Origin of the sequence: Hyalangium sp. (assembly GCF_035629615.1) — a bacterium.
Taxonomy (GTDB): Bacteria; Myxococcota; Myxococcia; order Myxococcales; family Myxococcaceae; genus Hyalangium.
Window position 1 is genome coordinate 1 of record NZ_DASPHO010000735.1, and the last position, 15107, is coordinate 15107.

At 70.0% G+C, this 15107-nt stretch carries 13 protein-coding genes and 1 pseudogene; 6 read left to right on the forward strand and 8 right to left on the reverse strand.

Annotation, left to right across the window (positions count from 1 at the left end; translation table 11 throughout):
* Together VD972_RS36515 and VD972_RS36520 are read left to right on the forward strand one after the other, a co-directional pair.
* Positions 1–2575: type 2 lanthipeptide synthetase LanM family protein (locus tag VD972_RS36515; RefSeq protein ID WP_324993442.1), on the forward strand; the 2575-nt coding region annotated here is incomplete at its 5' end.
* A 72-nt stretch (positions 2576–2647) separates the two neighbouring features.
* A complete protein-coding gene (locus VD972_RS36520) occupies positions 2648–3142 on the forward strand; it encodes an NADAR family protein (protein ID WP_324993443.1) in 495 nt (164 codons plus the stop codon).
* A 12-nt stretch (positions 3143–3154) separates the two neighbouring features.
* On the opposite strand, the gene VD972_RS36525 is transcribed toward VD972_RS36520, so the two are convergent.
* From VD972_RS36525 to VD972_RS36540, 4 genes are all read right to left on the reverse strand, one after another.
* Complete coding sequence (locus tag VD972_RS36525; protein ID WP_324993444.1) at positions 3155–5749, reverse strand: PAS domain S-box protein; 2595 nt, start codon at positions 5747–5749, stop codon at positions 3155–3157.
* 98 nt (positions 5750–5847) lie between these two features.
* The gene (locus tag VD972_RS36530) at positions 5848–6444 is read right to left on the reverse strand and encodes a GNAT family N-acetyltransferase (RefSeq protein ID WP_324993445.1); all 597 of its coding nucleotides are present in this window, start codon (positions 6442–6444) and stop codon (positions 5848–5850) included.
* 61 nt (positions 6445–6505) lie between these two features.
* Complete coding sequence (locus VD972_RS36535; RefSeq protein ID WP_324993446.1) at positions 6506–7660, reverse strand: OmpA family protein; 1155 nt, start codon at positions 7658–7660, stop codon at positions 6506–6508.
* Positions 7661–7680: 20 nt separating this feature from the next.
* Positions 7681–8043, reverse strand: a complete 363-nt coding sequence (locus tag VD972_RS36540) for a DUF4398 domain-containing protein (protein WP_324993447.1) — start codon at positions 8041–8043, stop codon at positions 7681–7683.
* A 227-nt stretch (positions 8044–8270) separates the two neighbouring features.
* On the opposite strand from VD972_RS36540, the gene VD972_RS36545 reads away from it, so the two are divergent.
* Positions 8271–9161: a 5'-3' exonuclease gene (locus VD972_RS36545; protein ID WP_324993448.1), complete on the forward strand. Its 891-nt coding sequence runs from the start codon at positions 8271–8273 to the stop codon at positions 9159–9161.
* 37 nt (positions 9162–9198) lie between these two features.
* On the forward strand, positions 9199–9639 hold the full coding sequence (locus VD972_RS36550) for a group II truncated hemoglobin (RefSeq protein WP_324993449.1): 441 nt from the start codon (positions 9199–9201) through the stop codon (positions 9637–9639).
* Positions 9640–9680: 41 nt separating this feature from the next.
* Here VD972_RS36550 and VD972_RS36555 read toward each other — a convergent pair whose 3' ends face one another.
* Complete coding sequence (locus tag VD972_RS36555) at positions 9681–10277, reverse strand: ATPase domain-containing protein (protein ID WP_324993450.1); 597 nt, start codon at positions 10275–10277, stop codon at positions 9681–9683.
* A gap of 101 nt (positions 10278–10378) precedes the next feature.
* Here VD972_RS36555 and VD972_RS36560 point away from each other — a divergent pair, with 101 nt between their 5' ends.
* On the forward strand, positions 10379–10981 hold the full coding sequence (locus VD972_RS36560) for a TetR/AcrR family transcriptional regulator (protein ID WP_324993451.1): 603 nt from the start codon (positions 10379–10381) through the stop codon (positions 10979–10981).
* 94 nt (positions 10982–11075) lie between these two features.
* Entirely contained in the window at positions 11076–11948 is an 873-nt protein-coding gene (locus tag VD972_RS36565) for an alpha/beta hydrolase (protein ID WP_324993452.1), read from the forward strand.
* A gap of 22 nt (positions 11949–11970) precedes the next feature.
* Here the strand turns inward: VD972_RS36565 and VD972_RS36570 are convergent, their stop codons facing one another.
* From VD972_RS36570 to VD972_RS36580, 3 genes and pseudogenes are all read right to left on the reverse strand, one after another.
* The gene (locus VD972_RS36570) at positions 11971–13032 is read right to left on the reverse strand and encodes a hypothetical protein (RefSeq protein ID WP_324993453.1); all 1062 of its coding nucleotides are present in this window, start codon (positions 13030–13032) and stop codon (positions 11971–11973) included.
* Between the two features lie 122 nt (positions 13033–13154).
* Positions 13155–14171 carry a hypothetical protein gene (locus tag VD972_RS36575; RefSeq protein WP_324993454.1) on the reverse strand — a complete coding sequence of 339 codons (1017 nt, stop codon included), beginning with the start codon at positions 14169–14171 and terminating at the stop codon, positions 13155–13157.
* An 8-nt stretch (positions 14172–14179) separates the two neighbouring features.
* Positions 14180–15107 (reverse strand): annotated as a pseudogene (locus VD972_RS36580) (hypothetical protein); the annotation flags it as partial.

The window sequence follows — 15107 nt, forward strand, 5'->3', positions numbered from 1 at the left end:
GCGCGCCGCCTTGCTCGAGGAGTACCCCGTGCTCGCCCGGCTGATGGTGACGGCCCTGGAGCGCTGGCAGGAGGCCAGCCTGGAGCTGCTGGGGCACCTTGCCGCGGACCGCGAGCTGCTGGAGCGGACGTTCCTCTCCGGGCGCGAGCTCGGCACGCTCGTGGTGGCGCAAGGGGGCATCTCGGATCTGCACCGGGGCGGCAGGGGTGTCTTCCTGCTGCGGTTCAGCTCGGGGCTGCGGCTCGTCTACAAGCCAAAGTCCCTGGAGGTGGACGTGCACTTCCAGCAGCTCCTCCAGTGGCTCAACGGGCAAGGGCTGCGCTGTCCGCACCGCGTGCTCACCGTCGTGGACCGGGGGAGCCATGGCTGGGTCGAGTTCGTGGACGCCGCCGGCTGTGACTCGCGAGAGGCGCTCCAGCGCTTCTATTGGCGGCAGGGCAGCTTCATGGCGCTGTTGCACCTGCTGTCCGCCGTGGACTTCCACCTGGAGAACCTCATTGCCGCCGGCGAGACGCCTGTGCTGGTGGATCTGGAGGCGCTCTTCCACCACCGTGCGCCCGCCGAGCCCACGGAGAAGGCTCGCGCGAAAGCCTGGATGATGCTGGACCAGTCCATCGTCGCCGTGGGCATGCTGCCCATCTTCCTCTTCGGCCGCGAGGGACGGGCGGGGCTCGACCTGAGCGGGCTGGGAGGCGAAGAAGGCCAGCTCACCCCTCAGCGCATGCCCATGGTGGAGGATCCGGGGAGCGACACCATGCGGGTCGTTCGTCGCCAGGGCCTGATGAACGGCTCGAACAACCGCCCCCGGCTCGGAGAGGCGCCGGTGGATCCCACCGAGTTCACCGAGGAGCTCATCCAGGGCTTCGAGGAGACCTACGCGCTGCTCTGCAGCCAGCGAGAGGCGCTGGCGCCGCACCTGCGCGCCTTCGGCGGAGTGGAGGTCCGGTACATCGCCCGCCCCACCCAGCGCTACGGGATGCTGCTCCAGGAGAGCCACCACCCGGACTTCCTCCGAGATGGCCTGGAGCGCGACAGGGTGCTCGATCACCTGTGGGCAGAGGTGACCCAGATGCCCTCGCTGCGCCGGCTCATCCCGTCCGAGCATGCGGATCTCCGCTTGGGAGACATCCCTGCCTTCTTTGCTCGTCCGGGCGAGCGCCACCTGTGGAGCAGCGCCGGTGAGTGCATCCCAGACTTCTTCACGCACGACAGCCTGGGCGATGTCCTGCAGAGGCTCGAGCGAATGGATGAGCAGGACTGCGCGCTGCAGGTGTCCTTCATCCGCAAGGCGATGGTCTCGCTGGACAAGGGGCAGACTCCCGCACGCGTGGCGCCCGCCTCGGCCGTGGAGGAGGCCCTGCCTGCCGCGACCCCCGAGGAGTGTCTGGCCGCCGCGGTCGCCATTGGAGAGGACCTCGCGGCCAAGGCCATTCGAGGGCACAAGGATGCGTGCTGGATCGGCCTGAACCTGGAGGATCTCCAGCAGTGGCGCTGGAGCCTCTCGCCCAGCGGCATGGATCTCTACGAGGGGCTCGGCGGGATGGCGCTCTTCTTCGGGTACCTCGCGCGGAGGACAGGGCGCGCTGACTTCGAGGCGCTCTCTCGCGCGGCCCTGGAGCCGGTGCGGGCGGACTGGCACAAGCCAGGCTGGGGCAGCAGCACGGGCGTAGGAGTGTTCGTGGGCCATGGCTCGGCCCTGTACGTCCTCGGCCACCTGGCGGCGCTCTGGAATGAGCCCGCTCTGATGGAGGAGCTCATGGCCGGGGTGCCTGCCCTAGAGGCGCTCATCGACGCCGACACCCGGCTGGATCTGCTGAGTGGCTCGGCGGGGCTCGCGGTGGCGCTGCTCGGCCTCTCCCGGAGGACGGGGGACGCGCGGCTGCTGGAGGCAGCGCGACGCTGTGGCGAGCGGCTGGTGGCCACGGCAGTTCCTCTCTCGGAGGGAGCCGTCGGCTGGAAGGGTGAGGCGGGGCCCCTGCCGCTGGGGGGCTTCTCTCATGGCGCGGCTGGCATCTGCTGGGCCCTGTTGGAGCTGGCCGAGGCGACAGGCGACGCACGCTACATGGAGCTCGCACACCGAGGGCTGGCCTACGAGCGCTCGCTCTTCGTCCCAGAGCGCCGCAACTGGAAGGACCTGCGTGCCCCAGGTGTCACGGACACCCGCTCCATGGTCATGTGGTGCCATGGCGCGCCGGGCATCGCGCTCGGGCGGGCGCTCTCGCTGCGGCACCTGGACGGCCCGGAGATCCGCGCAGAGCTCTCCACGGCGCTCGAGACGACGCTGCGCGCGGGCTTCGGTGCCAACCACTGCCTGTGCCACGGAGACGTGGGAGCCCTCGAGGTGCTGCACGTGGCGGGCAAGCTCCTGCACGAGCCTCGCTGGACCCAGGCGGCGATGCAGCACGCGGCCGTCGTCCTCCGCCAGGGCCGCGAGGGTGGCTGGCGCTGCGGACTGCCGCGAGGCAGCGAGAGCCCCGGGATGCTCATGGGGCTGGCGGGCATCGGCCACGGCCTGCTGCGGCTCTCGGCGCCGGAGCATGTCCCGAGCATCCTCTCGCTCGAGCCGCCCCGCTGAGTCACCCGCTGTCAGGGCCTGTTGCATTTCCCGTCGTTGGTGTGATTTTTACACCAACCTGGGAGTGGGACCATGACTGACGAGCAGCGCAGGTTTACGTTCTTCTGGCAGCAGCAGTCCCCGTTCTCGCAGTGGCACCCCGTCGAGTTCGTGGTGGAGGGCAAGCGCTTCACCTGCGCGGAGCAGTACATGATGTACGGCAAGGCGGTGCTGTTCGGGGACCAGGAGGTGGCTGAGCGCATCCTGGCCTCCACGTCGCCCAAGACGCACAAGGCGCTGGGCCGCAAGGTGCGTGGCTTCGAGGAGCAGCGCTGGAAGCGTGAGCGCGAGCGCATCGTGTACGAGGGCAACCGCGCCAAGTTCACGCAGAACGCGGACCTGCTCCAGGTGCTGCTGGCCACCGCGGGCACGGAGCTGGTGGAGGCCAGCCCGCTGGATCGCATCTGGGGTGTGGGGCTCTCCGCGGAGGACCCACGCATCCAGAACCCCTCGCAGTGGAGGGGGCAGAACCTGCTGGGCAAGGTGCTCACACGCCTGAGGGAGGAGCTGCTCGCGGGCCGCACCTGAGGCCCGCGGGCGTCACGCCTCGGTGAGGGGCACGTACACCGTGAAGGTGGTGCCCTTCCCCAGCTCGCTCTCCACCTCGATGCGGCCCTTGTGGCGCTTGATGATGGCGTAGCAGATGGACAGGCCCAGGCCAGTGCCCTCACCGGGCGGCTTGGTGGTGAAGAAGGGCGTGAAGAGCTTGCCGAGCGTCTCCGGCGACATCCCGCGCCCCGTGTCCTTGAGCCGCACCACGATGTCGTTCCCCTCGCGCCGGGTGGTGATGTGGATCTCCCCCTTTTGGTCGATGGCGTGGGCGGCGTTGACCAGCAGGTTCACGAAGACCTGATTGAGCTGGGTGGGGTAGCAGCGGACGATCGGCAGGGGTCCGAAGTCCAGGCGCACGTGGCACTTGTACTTGAGCTCGTGGCGCAGCATCCGCAGCGTCACCTGCAGCAGCTTGTTGAGGTCCGCCTGCTGCGCCTCGCCGGCCTCCTCGCGCACGAACGTCTTGAGGTCCTGGATGAACTCGCGGATGCGGGCGATGCCCTCCCGCGAGTCCGACAGCAGCTCGTCCATGTCCTGGAGGATGTCCTCCAGCTGCTCCTGCCTGCGCAGGGCGCGCGCCTCCTCCAGCAGCTCGGCCGCGGCGTCGGGGATGTCCGGGCCCAGGACTTCCTCCATGCGCAGGTAGAGCTCGATCAGCCGGCGCAGGACGGAGGCGTAGACGGCCAGGGTGGAGACGTTGCTGGAGACGTAGCCCACAGGGTTGTTGATCTCGTGGGCGATGCTGGCCGCCATCTGCCCGAGCGAGGCCAGCTTCTCGGACTGGATGAGCTGCGCCTGGCGCGACTCCAGCTCGCGCGTCGCCTGGCGCACCCGCTCCTCGAGCTCCTCCCGCTGGCGGCGCCGCTGGTCCTCCAGCGCCTTGCGCACGGTGATGTTGCGCACGATGCACATGCCCTCGTTCGGGCCGCTGGGGACCACGCGCGCCTCGTACTGCTGGATGCCAAAGGGCATCTCCAGGGAGTACTCGAAGATCTCCAGGGAGCTGTCCTGGGTGACGCGCTGGAGCGCGGGCCGGAGGTGCGCCACCACGTGCGCCGGCATGAGCTCGAACATGTTCTTGCCGATGAACCCCTCCGCGGGGAGCAGCGGCGGCTCGATCAGGGACTGCTTGAAGGCCAGGCAGTGACCATCCGCGCGGATCCGGAAGAGCATGTCCGGGATGGCCTGGATGAAGACCTGCAGCTGCTCCTCCGCGCGCTTGCGCGAGGTGATGTCCGCGTTGGTGCCCACGATGCGCAGCGGGCGCCCCTGCTCATCCCTCGCGGACACCTTGGCGCGGCCCAGGACCCACACATCGTGGCCGTCCTTGTGCCGCAGGCGGTGCACGAGCTCGAACATGGGGCTGCGACCCTCCATGTGCTCGAGCAGCAGCTGGTTGGCTTCGGGCAGATCCTCGGGGTGGCAGAGCTGGGTGGACCAGAACTCGAAGCTGGGCTTCTGCGTGGGCTCGTAGCCCAGCATGGTCAGCCACCGGGTGTTGGTCTTGAGGGTGCCGGTGCGGATGTCCCAGTCCCAGAGCCCGTCCTCGGTGCTCTCCAGCGCCAGCCGGAGCTGCTCAGCGCTCGCGGCGGCCTGCTGCTCGAGCTGGCGCCGCGCGGTGACGTCGCTCTCGATGGCCACGAACTGGACGAGCTTGCCCTGCTCGTCGTGCACCGGCTGGATCTCGATGAGGTTCCAGTACTCCTTGCCCGACTTGCCGTAGTTGAGCAGCTCGACGGTGATGCCCTCTGCCCGGCTCAGGGCCTGGCGCATGGCCTCGATGCCCTTCGGATCCGTGCCGGGGCCCTGCAGCAGCTTGCCCGGCGTGCGGCCCACGGCCTCCTCCAGTGTGTAGCCGGTGATGCGGGTGAAGCCCTCGTTGACCCACTCGATGCGCCCCTGCGCGTCGGTGATGATCACCGCGTTGTCGGTGCGGGCGGCCACCAGGGCCAGCTTCCGCAGCTGCGCTTGCTGGGCCAGCAGCGCCTGCTCGTTCAGGTGGCGCCGCTCGGCCTCCCGCCCCGCGTGGAGCAGGGTGCCGCAGGTGGTGAGGACGGGCTGCAGGAGCTCGACGACCGCCGCGTCGTAACCGCCGGGTCGCTGGGCGAGGCCCACCAGTCCCACCACCTCGCCCTGGAGCTTGAAGGGCAACCCGAGGAAGGCACGCAGGGGCGCGGCGCCCGGTGGCGCTCCCGGGACGTCCGGACCGGGATCAGGGCTCAGCACGGGCGCTCCCGTGGTGAGTGCGGGTGCCACGCGCGCCTCGATGTCCTGCAGCGGGCCCGTCCATGCCTGAGCGGCAAGGAGCTGAAGCGAGGGAGCGCTCTGGGGGGCGTGATGGAGCTCGGCGATGAAGCCTCGCTCGCTGCACGTCAGCTCGATCAGGAGCGACAGCAGCCGCTCGAAGAGGAGGCGATGATCTCCCTGCGTGATGAAGTCCGCATGCACCTGCGCGAGCGCGCTCAGCAGGCGCTGGGTGGACGCAAGCTGCTCCTCCAAGGGCAGGGAGGAGCTCGAGGGGGGATGAAGCGAGTGTGAGGTCTCTTCCTCCCCTCCACCGGCCTTGGGTTTGCGGTGATGCATGAAGATGCCCTGAAGTGTATCGAAGCTGAGCCAAGCTGGAACTTTTCAGATCTACTGTATGGGAACTCTTGCTCAAAAGAGAGGATCTTTCGACCTGATCAGGAGCTCACTGGGTCGCCAGGCTCACTGGGGGCGACGAGCGAGGTGAGGATGTGGTCTCTCCAGTGCCCGTTGATGAGCAGGTAGTCGCGCGCGTAGCCCTCGACGACGAAGCCCAGCCTGCGCAGCACCGAGGCGCTGCTCAGGTTCTCCGGCAGGTGGTTGGCTTGGATGCGGTGCAGCCCCATCGCGTTGAACCCGTAGGTGCAGGCCGCCCGCAGCGCCTCCGTCATCAGCCCCTTGCCCTGGTAGCGGAAGTCCAGCCCGTACCCCAGCTCGCACGCCTGGACCGGGCCGCGGCGGATGTGGGTGAAGCTCACCGTGCCGATCACCGGTGCGGCCGTGAGCGGCTGATCGCGGGGCAGCAGGAAGAGCCGCAGCCCCACGTCATGCCGGAAGTCCTCCCGGTCCTGTGCCAGCCGCGTCCGCCAGTACATCAGCGTGAAGAAGGTGGGCGGGCGCGCCGGGGAGACAGGGCCCAGGTGCTCCTCGTTCACCTGGTGGTAGGCCAGCACGCGCCCGGCTGCATCGGAGGGCAGCATCGCCAGGTGCAGCCGATCGGTGGTCAGCAGGACGGGAGTGGGTTCGGACGACATGGCGGGCGGACACAGCGTACCGCGCCCGCCGCCGTGGGATCCGCACTTACGACCGGTGAGGTCAGCGAGGGGTGTCTTTCTGACCGCTGCCGCCCACGCCCGTGCGTCCGCCTTCTCCCTCGGGCACGCGCTGGAGGACGATCTCCACGCGGCGGTTGTTCGCGCGGCCCTCCGGCGTGGAGTTGCTGGCTACCGGGCGGTACTCGCCCAGCCCGCGCACGGCGATGCGATCCGGCGGGACACCGCGGGACAGGAGGTAGTCGCGCACCTGCTCGGCGCGCTGCAGTGAGAGGTCCTCGTTGTAGAAGTCAGGCCCCTGAGAGTCCGTGTGGCCCTCGATGGTGAGCGCGTTGGGCGACTGCTTCAGCGCCTCCGCCACCTCGGAGAGCCGGTTGCGCGCGGAGGGCAGCAGCTCCGCCTGGCCCGAGGCGAAGAGCACGCTCCCCGACAGCGTCAGCACCATGCCTCGGGCATCCTCTCGGACTCCCACCTCTCCTGAGCGCTCCAGGCGGGTGAGCGCCTCAGTGGCTCGGCGCTCGGCCTCCGCACGGGCCTCACGCTCCGCCTCGAGCTGCTCGTTGGCGCGCCGCTCCGCTTCCTCTCTTGCGCGCCGCTCCGTCTCCACCTGCGCCTGTGTCTGGGCCAGCTGCTGCGCCTGGGCCTGCGCCTCACGCCGCCGCTGCTCCTCCAGGGTCAGCCGCTGCGTCTGCTCCTCACGCCGCTGGGCCTCGGCCCGGAGCTGCGCCGCCTCCGCCTCGAGCCGCCGCGCCTCGGCCAGCCGCGCGGCCTCGTCCCTGAGGCCCCGTGCCTCCGCGAGCTGCTGCTGCGCCGCCCGCAGCTCGGCCTCCGCGCGCCGCCGCTCGGCCTCCTGCGCCTGGGCCAGAGCCTGGGCGGCCAGGGCGCGCTGCCGCTCCGCTACCGCGATGCTCGCGTGCGCCTCTGCGAGCTGGGCCTTGCGCAGCGCTACGTACGCCAGCGAGCGCGCCGCCGGCGAGCTCGGGTTTCGATCGTACTCGCGCTCGGCCTCGATGAGCGCCTGCCATGCCTCCTGCAGATCCTGCGGGCGCTCCTGCTGCACCGCGGGGCTGGTCGAGGCGTGCTGGTAGGCCTGGCGCGCATCGATCAGCTCACGAGGCGGCGGGCCATGCGCGACGCACCCCGTCATCAGGGCCGCGAGCCCCGCCCAGCTCCACACGCGCTGCTTCCACCCGTGCATGACGCGTCTCCTCTCTTGGCCTACCGCGGGCTGCGCCGCAGTGACTCCACCTGCTCCAACATCCGCCGGGCCTCGTTCTCCAGGGGCACGGCGCGGGCCAGCGCCAGCGCGAGCTGTGCATCCGCCGCTGCCTGCCGGAGCTGGAGGTCCGCCGCGCCATACCGGCCTTCGGTCATCAACTGCTGGGCAGCCGCCACCTGCTGCTGGGCGAAGCCAAGGTACGTCGCTGCCTCAGGCACTCGCGCCGCACCCACCAGCTCCGCTGCGCGGATGGCGGTGCGGGACTCCGCCAGTCGCTCCGTGGGGGGAGCAGCGGTCACTCGCCTCGCGCCGCACGCCGAACCCATCAGCGCCAGGGCCAAGAGCAGGAGCGTCTTGCGCATCGTCCACCTCCGAACCTCGTGGGGACGGACGCCACCGCCCCACTGCCTCGCGAAGAGGTGTGTATGGGCGGGCAGGCCGGCAATCCGCCTTGCGCGAGGCTGCCTGGCCCTCGGGCGGGCGCCTCGAGTCTTGGAGTCAGCTGTATCCCCGTGGACAGCACCTTGTCCCGAGCTGTTGAAGCGGGAGGTGGCGGCGGGGCTTCTGGAGCGGTAGACATGCCCCTCGCATGCGACTGCACCTTGTCGACGGTACCTATGAGCTCTACCGGGCCCACTTCTCTCCGCGCCCGGGCACCACTGCGCCTGATGGGCAGGACGTGAAGGCCACGGTGGGTGTCATGGCCTCGCTGCTCGCGCTGCTGCACGAGCCGAAGGAGGCAGTGACGCATATCGCGGTCGCCTTCGACAACCCCATCCGCTCCTTCCGCAACGCGCTCTTCGCTGGCTACAAGTCCGACGAGGGCGTTCCTCCCGAGCTGCACGCGCAGTTCGACCTGGTCGAGCAGGCGGTGCGCGCGCTCGGCGTCACCGTCTGGTCCATGAAAGACCACGAAGCCGATGACGCACTGGCCACCGCCGCCGCGCGCTGGGCCGGCCAGGTGGAACAGGTGCGGCTGCTCACCCCGGACAAGGATCTGGGCCAGTGCGTGCGTGGCAAGAAGGTGGTGCAGGTGGATCGGCGTCAGGAGAAGGAGCTGGACGAGGATGCGGTGCGCGCGAAGCTCGGCGTCCCTCCTGCCAGCATCCCGGATCTGCTCGCGCTGGTGGGAGACGACGCGGACGGCATCCCCGGGCTGCCCGGCTTCGGCGAGAAGGGCGCCTCGGCGCTGCTCACCGCCTACGGCCACCTGGAGTCCATCCCCTCGGATCCGGCCACGTGGACCGCCCGCCCGCGCGGCGCGGAGAAGCTGGCCGCCACGCTGCGCGAGCACCACAAGGACGCCCTCCTCTATAGGAAGCTCGCTACCCTGGTGACGGACGCACCGCTGAAGGAGTCCCTGGCAGAGCTCGCATGGGCCGGCGTCCCACGGGCACCCTTCGAGGCCTTCTGCGACAGGCTGGGCGTCACCACCCTGAAGTCCCGCCCCAAGCGGTGGGCCGGCGCGGCGGCTATCTGAGAGAATGCCGCTCCCCCACCTCGCGTTGAACCCGGATATGTCCACTCAGCTCAAGACGCCTGCCTCGGACGACTGGATCCCCTCCCTGGAGGACACCCCCTTCCAACGCCTCGGGGGTGAGGAGGCAGTGAGCGCTCTCGCGGACGCCTTCTATGACGCGATGGACTCCAGCGAGCCGGCGCTCGCCCGCCTGCACGTGCTGGAAGAGGACGGCAAGGTGAGCCGCGGCACACGCCACCGCTTCGGCCTGTTCCTCATGGGCTGGCTGGGAGGGCCGCAGCACTACCAGGAGCGCCACGGCCACCCGCGCCTGCGCATGCGCCACGGCCACGTCCCCGTGGACACCGCCATGCGCGACGCGTGGCTGCGCTGCATGCGCAAGGCACTGGATGCGCGCGGCATCACCGGCGGCCTGCGGCGCTACCTCGAGGAGCGCTTCAACCAGACCGCCGACTTCCTCCGCAACACCGAGGGCTGACACGGGGGAGCCGGCGCCGCCGCGGTGAGCGGACCGGCGGCTCAGGCCCCTGGCTCTTCGAGCGCTTCGATCCCGAGTCCCCCAGGCCGCATCAGCAGGCGGAAGGCATCATCGGAGTGCGCCGAGCCACGCATCTTCGTCACGCTGATGGTCCGCTCGAGCTTCTTGCCATGACGCTGATAGTCGAGCGAGATGATCGCATCCGCGATCGTGGAGAGGAACGGAGCCGTGCGCTCATCCTCTTTGATTTCGCTGATGGCCTGAGTCAGGAGCGCGCTCCGGCTGTGCTCGCGCACCAGGGAGGCGAAGCCGACCATGAACTGGCGGAACCCTCGCGTGGAGGTGGAGTGCGCGATGGAGGAGATGCTGTCCAGGACGATGAGCGTGGGCCTGTACTCCTCCAGGCTCCGGCGCAGCTCGACCAGCAGATCCTCCGGGCTCGTCGACTCTGGGTACCGGCACTCCAGGATGTCTGGAAGGTTGTAGTCGCTGATGACGAGGTGGAACTTCTGCGAGCGCATGAAGCTGAGGCCCTGCGTGGCCGTTGAGGCGACCGTGACGCGATACCCGGCGGCTTCGAGGACCTCCTGGAGCGCTTCCTGGATGTCGACATCGTCCTCGACATAGAGGATCTGCAACCCGAGGGACGCCTCGAGCGCAACCTTGCCAGGAGCAGTAGGAGGGTGAACGGAACGGGATAGGGGTTGCGAAAAAAGAACGACCGTTCTATTATTCTCCCATGATGCGAAAGGGCGAGCTCACCCGTCAGGCCATCCTGGAGCGCGCGGTGCGCCTGGCCAGCCGTGTGGGCCTGCAGGGGCTGACGATTGGCGGGCTGGCGGAGGAGCTGCAGCTCTCCAAGAGCGGCCTCTTTGCCCACTTCCGCTCCAAGTCCTCATTGGAGGTGGAGGTGCTGGAGGCGGCCACCACCCTGTTCACCGAGGGAGTCATCCGCCCGGCGCTGGCCCGTCCTCGCGGAGAGCCCCGCATCCGCGCCCTCTTTGAGCGGTGGCTGGACTGGGCGCGCAGCGCCGCGCACGAGGGCGGCTGCATCTTCGTGGCCGCCGCCGCGGAGCTGGATGACGCGCCGGGCCCGGCTCGCGACAAGCTGGTGCAAGGCCAGAAGGACTGGCTGGACTGCATTGCCCAGACGGCACGCACCGCCATCAACGAGGGCCACTTCCGCCCCGACGCGGACGTGGAGCAGTTCGCCTCGGAGCTGCATGGGGTGATGCTCGCCTGCCACCACGCGTCCCGGCTGATGCGTGACTCCAAGGCCGAAGCGCGCGCCCGCCGGACCTTCGAGTCCCTGCTGAACCTCTACCGCACCCCCAAGCAATGAAGCGGACTTGAAGCGCTCTTTTCCCCGCGGTCTCCTGGGAGTTGTCATGGCCAGAAATAGCACGAACGTTCGGACTGAATTGAGGCGGCTGGCGATGCGAGCGGCCATGCGCGTGGCGGGCACGGTGAATCCGTTGTGGACCGGACACCAGGCCGAGCGGCTGTTTCGCACGCCCCGGCGCACTCGGCCCTCGCGCAAGGCGGGCGCCGTGCTGGCGCACGGAGAGCAACGCTTCCTGGAGCTGTGCGGCGAGCGGGTGGCGGTGTGGAGTTGGGGCGAGGGCCCGCGCGTCCTGCTGGTGCATGGGTGGAGCGGATACGGGGGCCAGCTCACCGCCTTCGTGGGCCCGCTGGTAGCGGCGGGCTTCTCGGTGGTGACGTTCGATGCGCCGGGGCACGGGCGCTCATCCGGGCGGCTCTCATCGCTGCCGGAGATGGCGCGGATGATCCGGGCAGTGGGGCATGCCACTGGTGGGCCGCACGCCCTCGTGGCGCACTCGTTCGGGGCGGCGGCCAGCGCCCTGGCACTCCGGGACGGGCTGGCCGTGGAGCGGGCGGTGTTCGTGGCGCCGCCGACGGATCCTCGCAAGGCGGTGGCCTTCTTCTCGCGGGAGCTGGCGCTGCCAGCGCGTGCGGAGGCGCGCATGGTGGAGCGGCTCGAGGCGCGCGTGGGTCCGCTGGAGGACTATGTGGTGCCGGACTTCGCGCCATCCCTGAAGACGCCGCTGCGCATCTTCCACGACGAGGGGGACAACGAGGTGCGGGTGGAGGCAGGCGAGGCCATCGCCCGCGCCTGGCCGGGGGCGACGCTGGTGCGCACCCACGGCCTGGGGCACTACCGCATCCTCTACACCCCGGCCGTCATCCGGGACGCGGTGGACTTCATCGCGGAGAGCCGCCCTCGGGACGCGTGGCCCCTGGTGGCAGCTCCGGCGCGCGAGCCCCTCACCGCCCAGCCTCGTCTCTGAGGCCGGGGGTGCAGTGCATGCGTCAGAAGAGCATGAAGAGACCGGGCCCCGCGGCGATGGAGCTCTTCTCGCGGCCCACTGCCATCACCACCGGCACGGGCATGACTTGGAAGTCGGCGCGGCGCAGCGACTCCTTCTCCGTCGGCACGCCCGGATCCGAGGTCAGCAGGAACGTGAGGGCGAACGAGGTGACGATGCCGGCCAGCGCGGTGAGGGGCACGGTGGTGCCATCGGCGAGGGTGGCGCCCAGGAAGAGCATCGTCGCGCCCACGCCGAGCGGGACGAGGGTGAGCTTGACCACGCGCGAGGCGTCCATCTCCAGCGGAAGGGTGAGCAGGGCGCCCAGGGCCATGCCCGCCGCGGGAGCGATGAAGGTGGCGACATAGTTCATGTCGCGGCTGCTGGACGAGTCCATGATGCCCTGGGTGAGCCCGGTGAGGGTGAGCGCGTAGAGGGACGTCATGCCCACGAGCGCCGCGTCCCCGGTGCTCACGTCCCCTCCGCCTCGGGTGAACGCCAGCACGCTGATGATCCCCGCCTGGGTGGTGGCCAGGCCCAGCCACGCGGCCTCTGTGCCGGACATGTCTCCATCGGCCGCGATGGCAATGCCCGCGACGAACCCCGACGTCGCCGCGCCTGCTATCAAGAGCGACTCGTTGCGCTCGACGGGGACGAAGTACTGGTAGAGCGTGGCCATCGTGCCGAGCGTGAGGCCGCCCACCACCGCGCCCGTGTAGGCGCTGTTCCTCTGCTCGTCGTCCGGACGGTCCTCGTCGGCGCCGTTGCCGAGCATGGCGCCGCTGACGACGCCGCTCATGACCTGAGCGAAGGTGAACAGCGGTCCTCCCGGTCCAGCGGAGAAGCGGCTGTAGCGCACGGCGCGCTCGCCCGCGGGCTCGGCGGGCCCCGTGGCGGCGGGGGGCGGCGTCACCGACGGTGGGGGCGGGGGGGGAGGAAGCGGCGGCTCGCTGGGGGCCGGCGCGGAGGTGATGGGAGGCGGAGTCGGTGGAGCGGTGGGGGCGTCCGACTGCTGGGCGCTGGCGACGGCCGCGGTGAGGCTCAGCAGGATGGCAATGGACCGCATATCAAAGGCTCCTCAAGGGAATGTCTGTGTGAGGCTGGGTAGCTCCTTGTGCGCCCCCGCCTGCCGGCCTGACTCCATCTTTCCTGGTTTCCTGTGTCTCGCAAGAGACTTTGCGCGCGGGCTCAGAACTGGATCCACAGGCCAGGGCCTGCGGCGAGCCCGGTGTTGCCCCGGCCCGCGGCCAGCACCACCGGCACGGGGGCGATTTGCACGGTGCTGGCGAAGGCCCGCTCTTGAGGCGGTGGGGTGTAGGTGAAGGCGATGGCCATGGCGGAGGCGACGAAGCTGGCGCTCAGGGTGATGAGCCCGGCCTTTCCAGTGGTGGCATTGCCGGAGAGCGCGGCGGCCATGCCGAAGGCCATTCCGCTCACGACGATCGGGGCCGAGGAGAGGATGGCGATGCCGACGCCGTTCATCTCGATGGGGATGGCGAGCAGCCCGCCGAGGGCCATGCCGATCGCGGGCGCCATCAACATGGGCGCGAAGTTGTACCCACCGGGATTCTCCGCATCGTGGATGAACTCGATGAGCGAGGCGAAGAGGGTGGCGTAGACCGCGGTCATGCTGATGAGCCAGTAGTCCGCGCCGCTGAGGTCCTGGCCGCCGGAGGTGAGCAGGAGCGAGGTGAACATGCCTGCCTGGGAGGTGATCAGCGCGAGCGTCGCGCGGCCCTGGTCGTTCAGGCCTTGGTTGTTCGCGTAGGCGATGCCCCCCGCGAGCCCCGCCAGCGCGGCGGTGGTGGCCAGCAGCGACTCGCGGCGCTGCACGGGGAAGAAGTATTGATACAGGATGCCGCCGGTGCCGAGCGTGAGTCCCCCGAGCATCGCCCCGGTGTAGAGGTGGTTGGTCTTGCCATCGGTGTCGAAGGCGTTTCCGAGGATGGCTCCACCCGCGACACCGAGGAGGACCTCGGCGACAGCGATCGAAGGGCCCGCGGGCCCTGCGGAGAACCGGCTGTAGCGCTGTGCACGCGCACCCGCGGACTCGGCGGGGCCGGTGCCTGGAGGAGGCTTCGCCCACTCAGGCTCGTCCGGAGAAGAGGCGGGGGGCGGCGGCTCGGTCTGGGCTGCGGTGCGCTCCAACTGCGAGGCGCCGGCCACGGTGGAGAGCAGGGACGTCAGGAGGAGGAGAGCTCGCATGGGAGATCTCAGAATCGCAGGAAGAGGCCAGGGCCCGCGGCGAGCGAGTCATTGCCCCGGCCCGCCGCCATCACCACGGGGACGGGCATGGCCTCGAGGGTGCTGGCGGAAGGTTGAGGGGACTCCACGGGGCCAGGAGACAGCCCGTTGACCAGGGCGATGATGAAGAAGGTGGCGCCGATGGTGCCGAGCACCGTCTTGGCGACGACGACATCATCGGCGATCCGCGAGCCGATGAGGAGCGCCGTCATCCCCGCGCCGAGCGGGTACGCGGTGAGCTCGAAGGCACTGGCGGACGACAGCTCCAGGGGGATGGCGAGCAGCCCGCCCACGGCCATGCCGACGGCGGGTGCGAGGAGGGCGGGCACGAAGTTGTAGCGCTGGCCAGTTTCCCGGGCGTGGATGTACTCGATGAGCCCCGCGACGACGGAGCCGTAGAGGGAGGTGGCGCCCACCAGCCCCGCGTCTCCGGCGCTCACGTCCCCGCCACCGGCCGTGAGCAGGAGCACGCCGGCGATGCCCGCCTGAGTGGACGCGAGGGCCAGCACCGCGCGGTCCTTGTCACTCAGCTGGCGCGAGTTGGCGAGGGTGAGGCTGGCCATCAGCCCCGCCGTCGCCGCGCCCGCGGCCAGCAGGGACTCGCGGCGGCCTATCGGGACGAAGTACTGGTAGAGCGTGGCGGCGGTGCCGAGCGTGAGCCCGCCGAGGATGGCGCCCGTGTAGCCATCGCTGTCTTGTGCATCGCTGGCGATGTTGAAGGCGGAGCCCAGCATGGCGCCCGTGACGACACCCACCATGCCCTGGGTGAGCGCGAGCGTCGAGCCGCCCGCCCCAGCGGAGTAGCGGCTGTAGCGCAGGGCGCGCTGGCGTGGGGACTCGGTGGGGCCGCTGGAGCGAGGAGCGGGCGCCAAGGCAGGCTGGGTTGGAGCGGGCGGA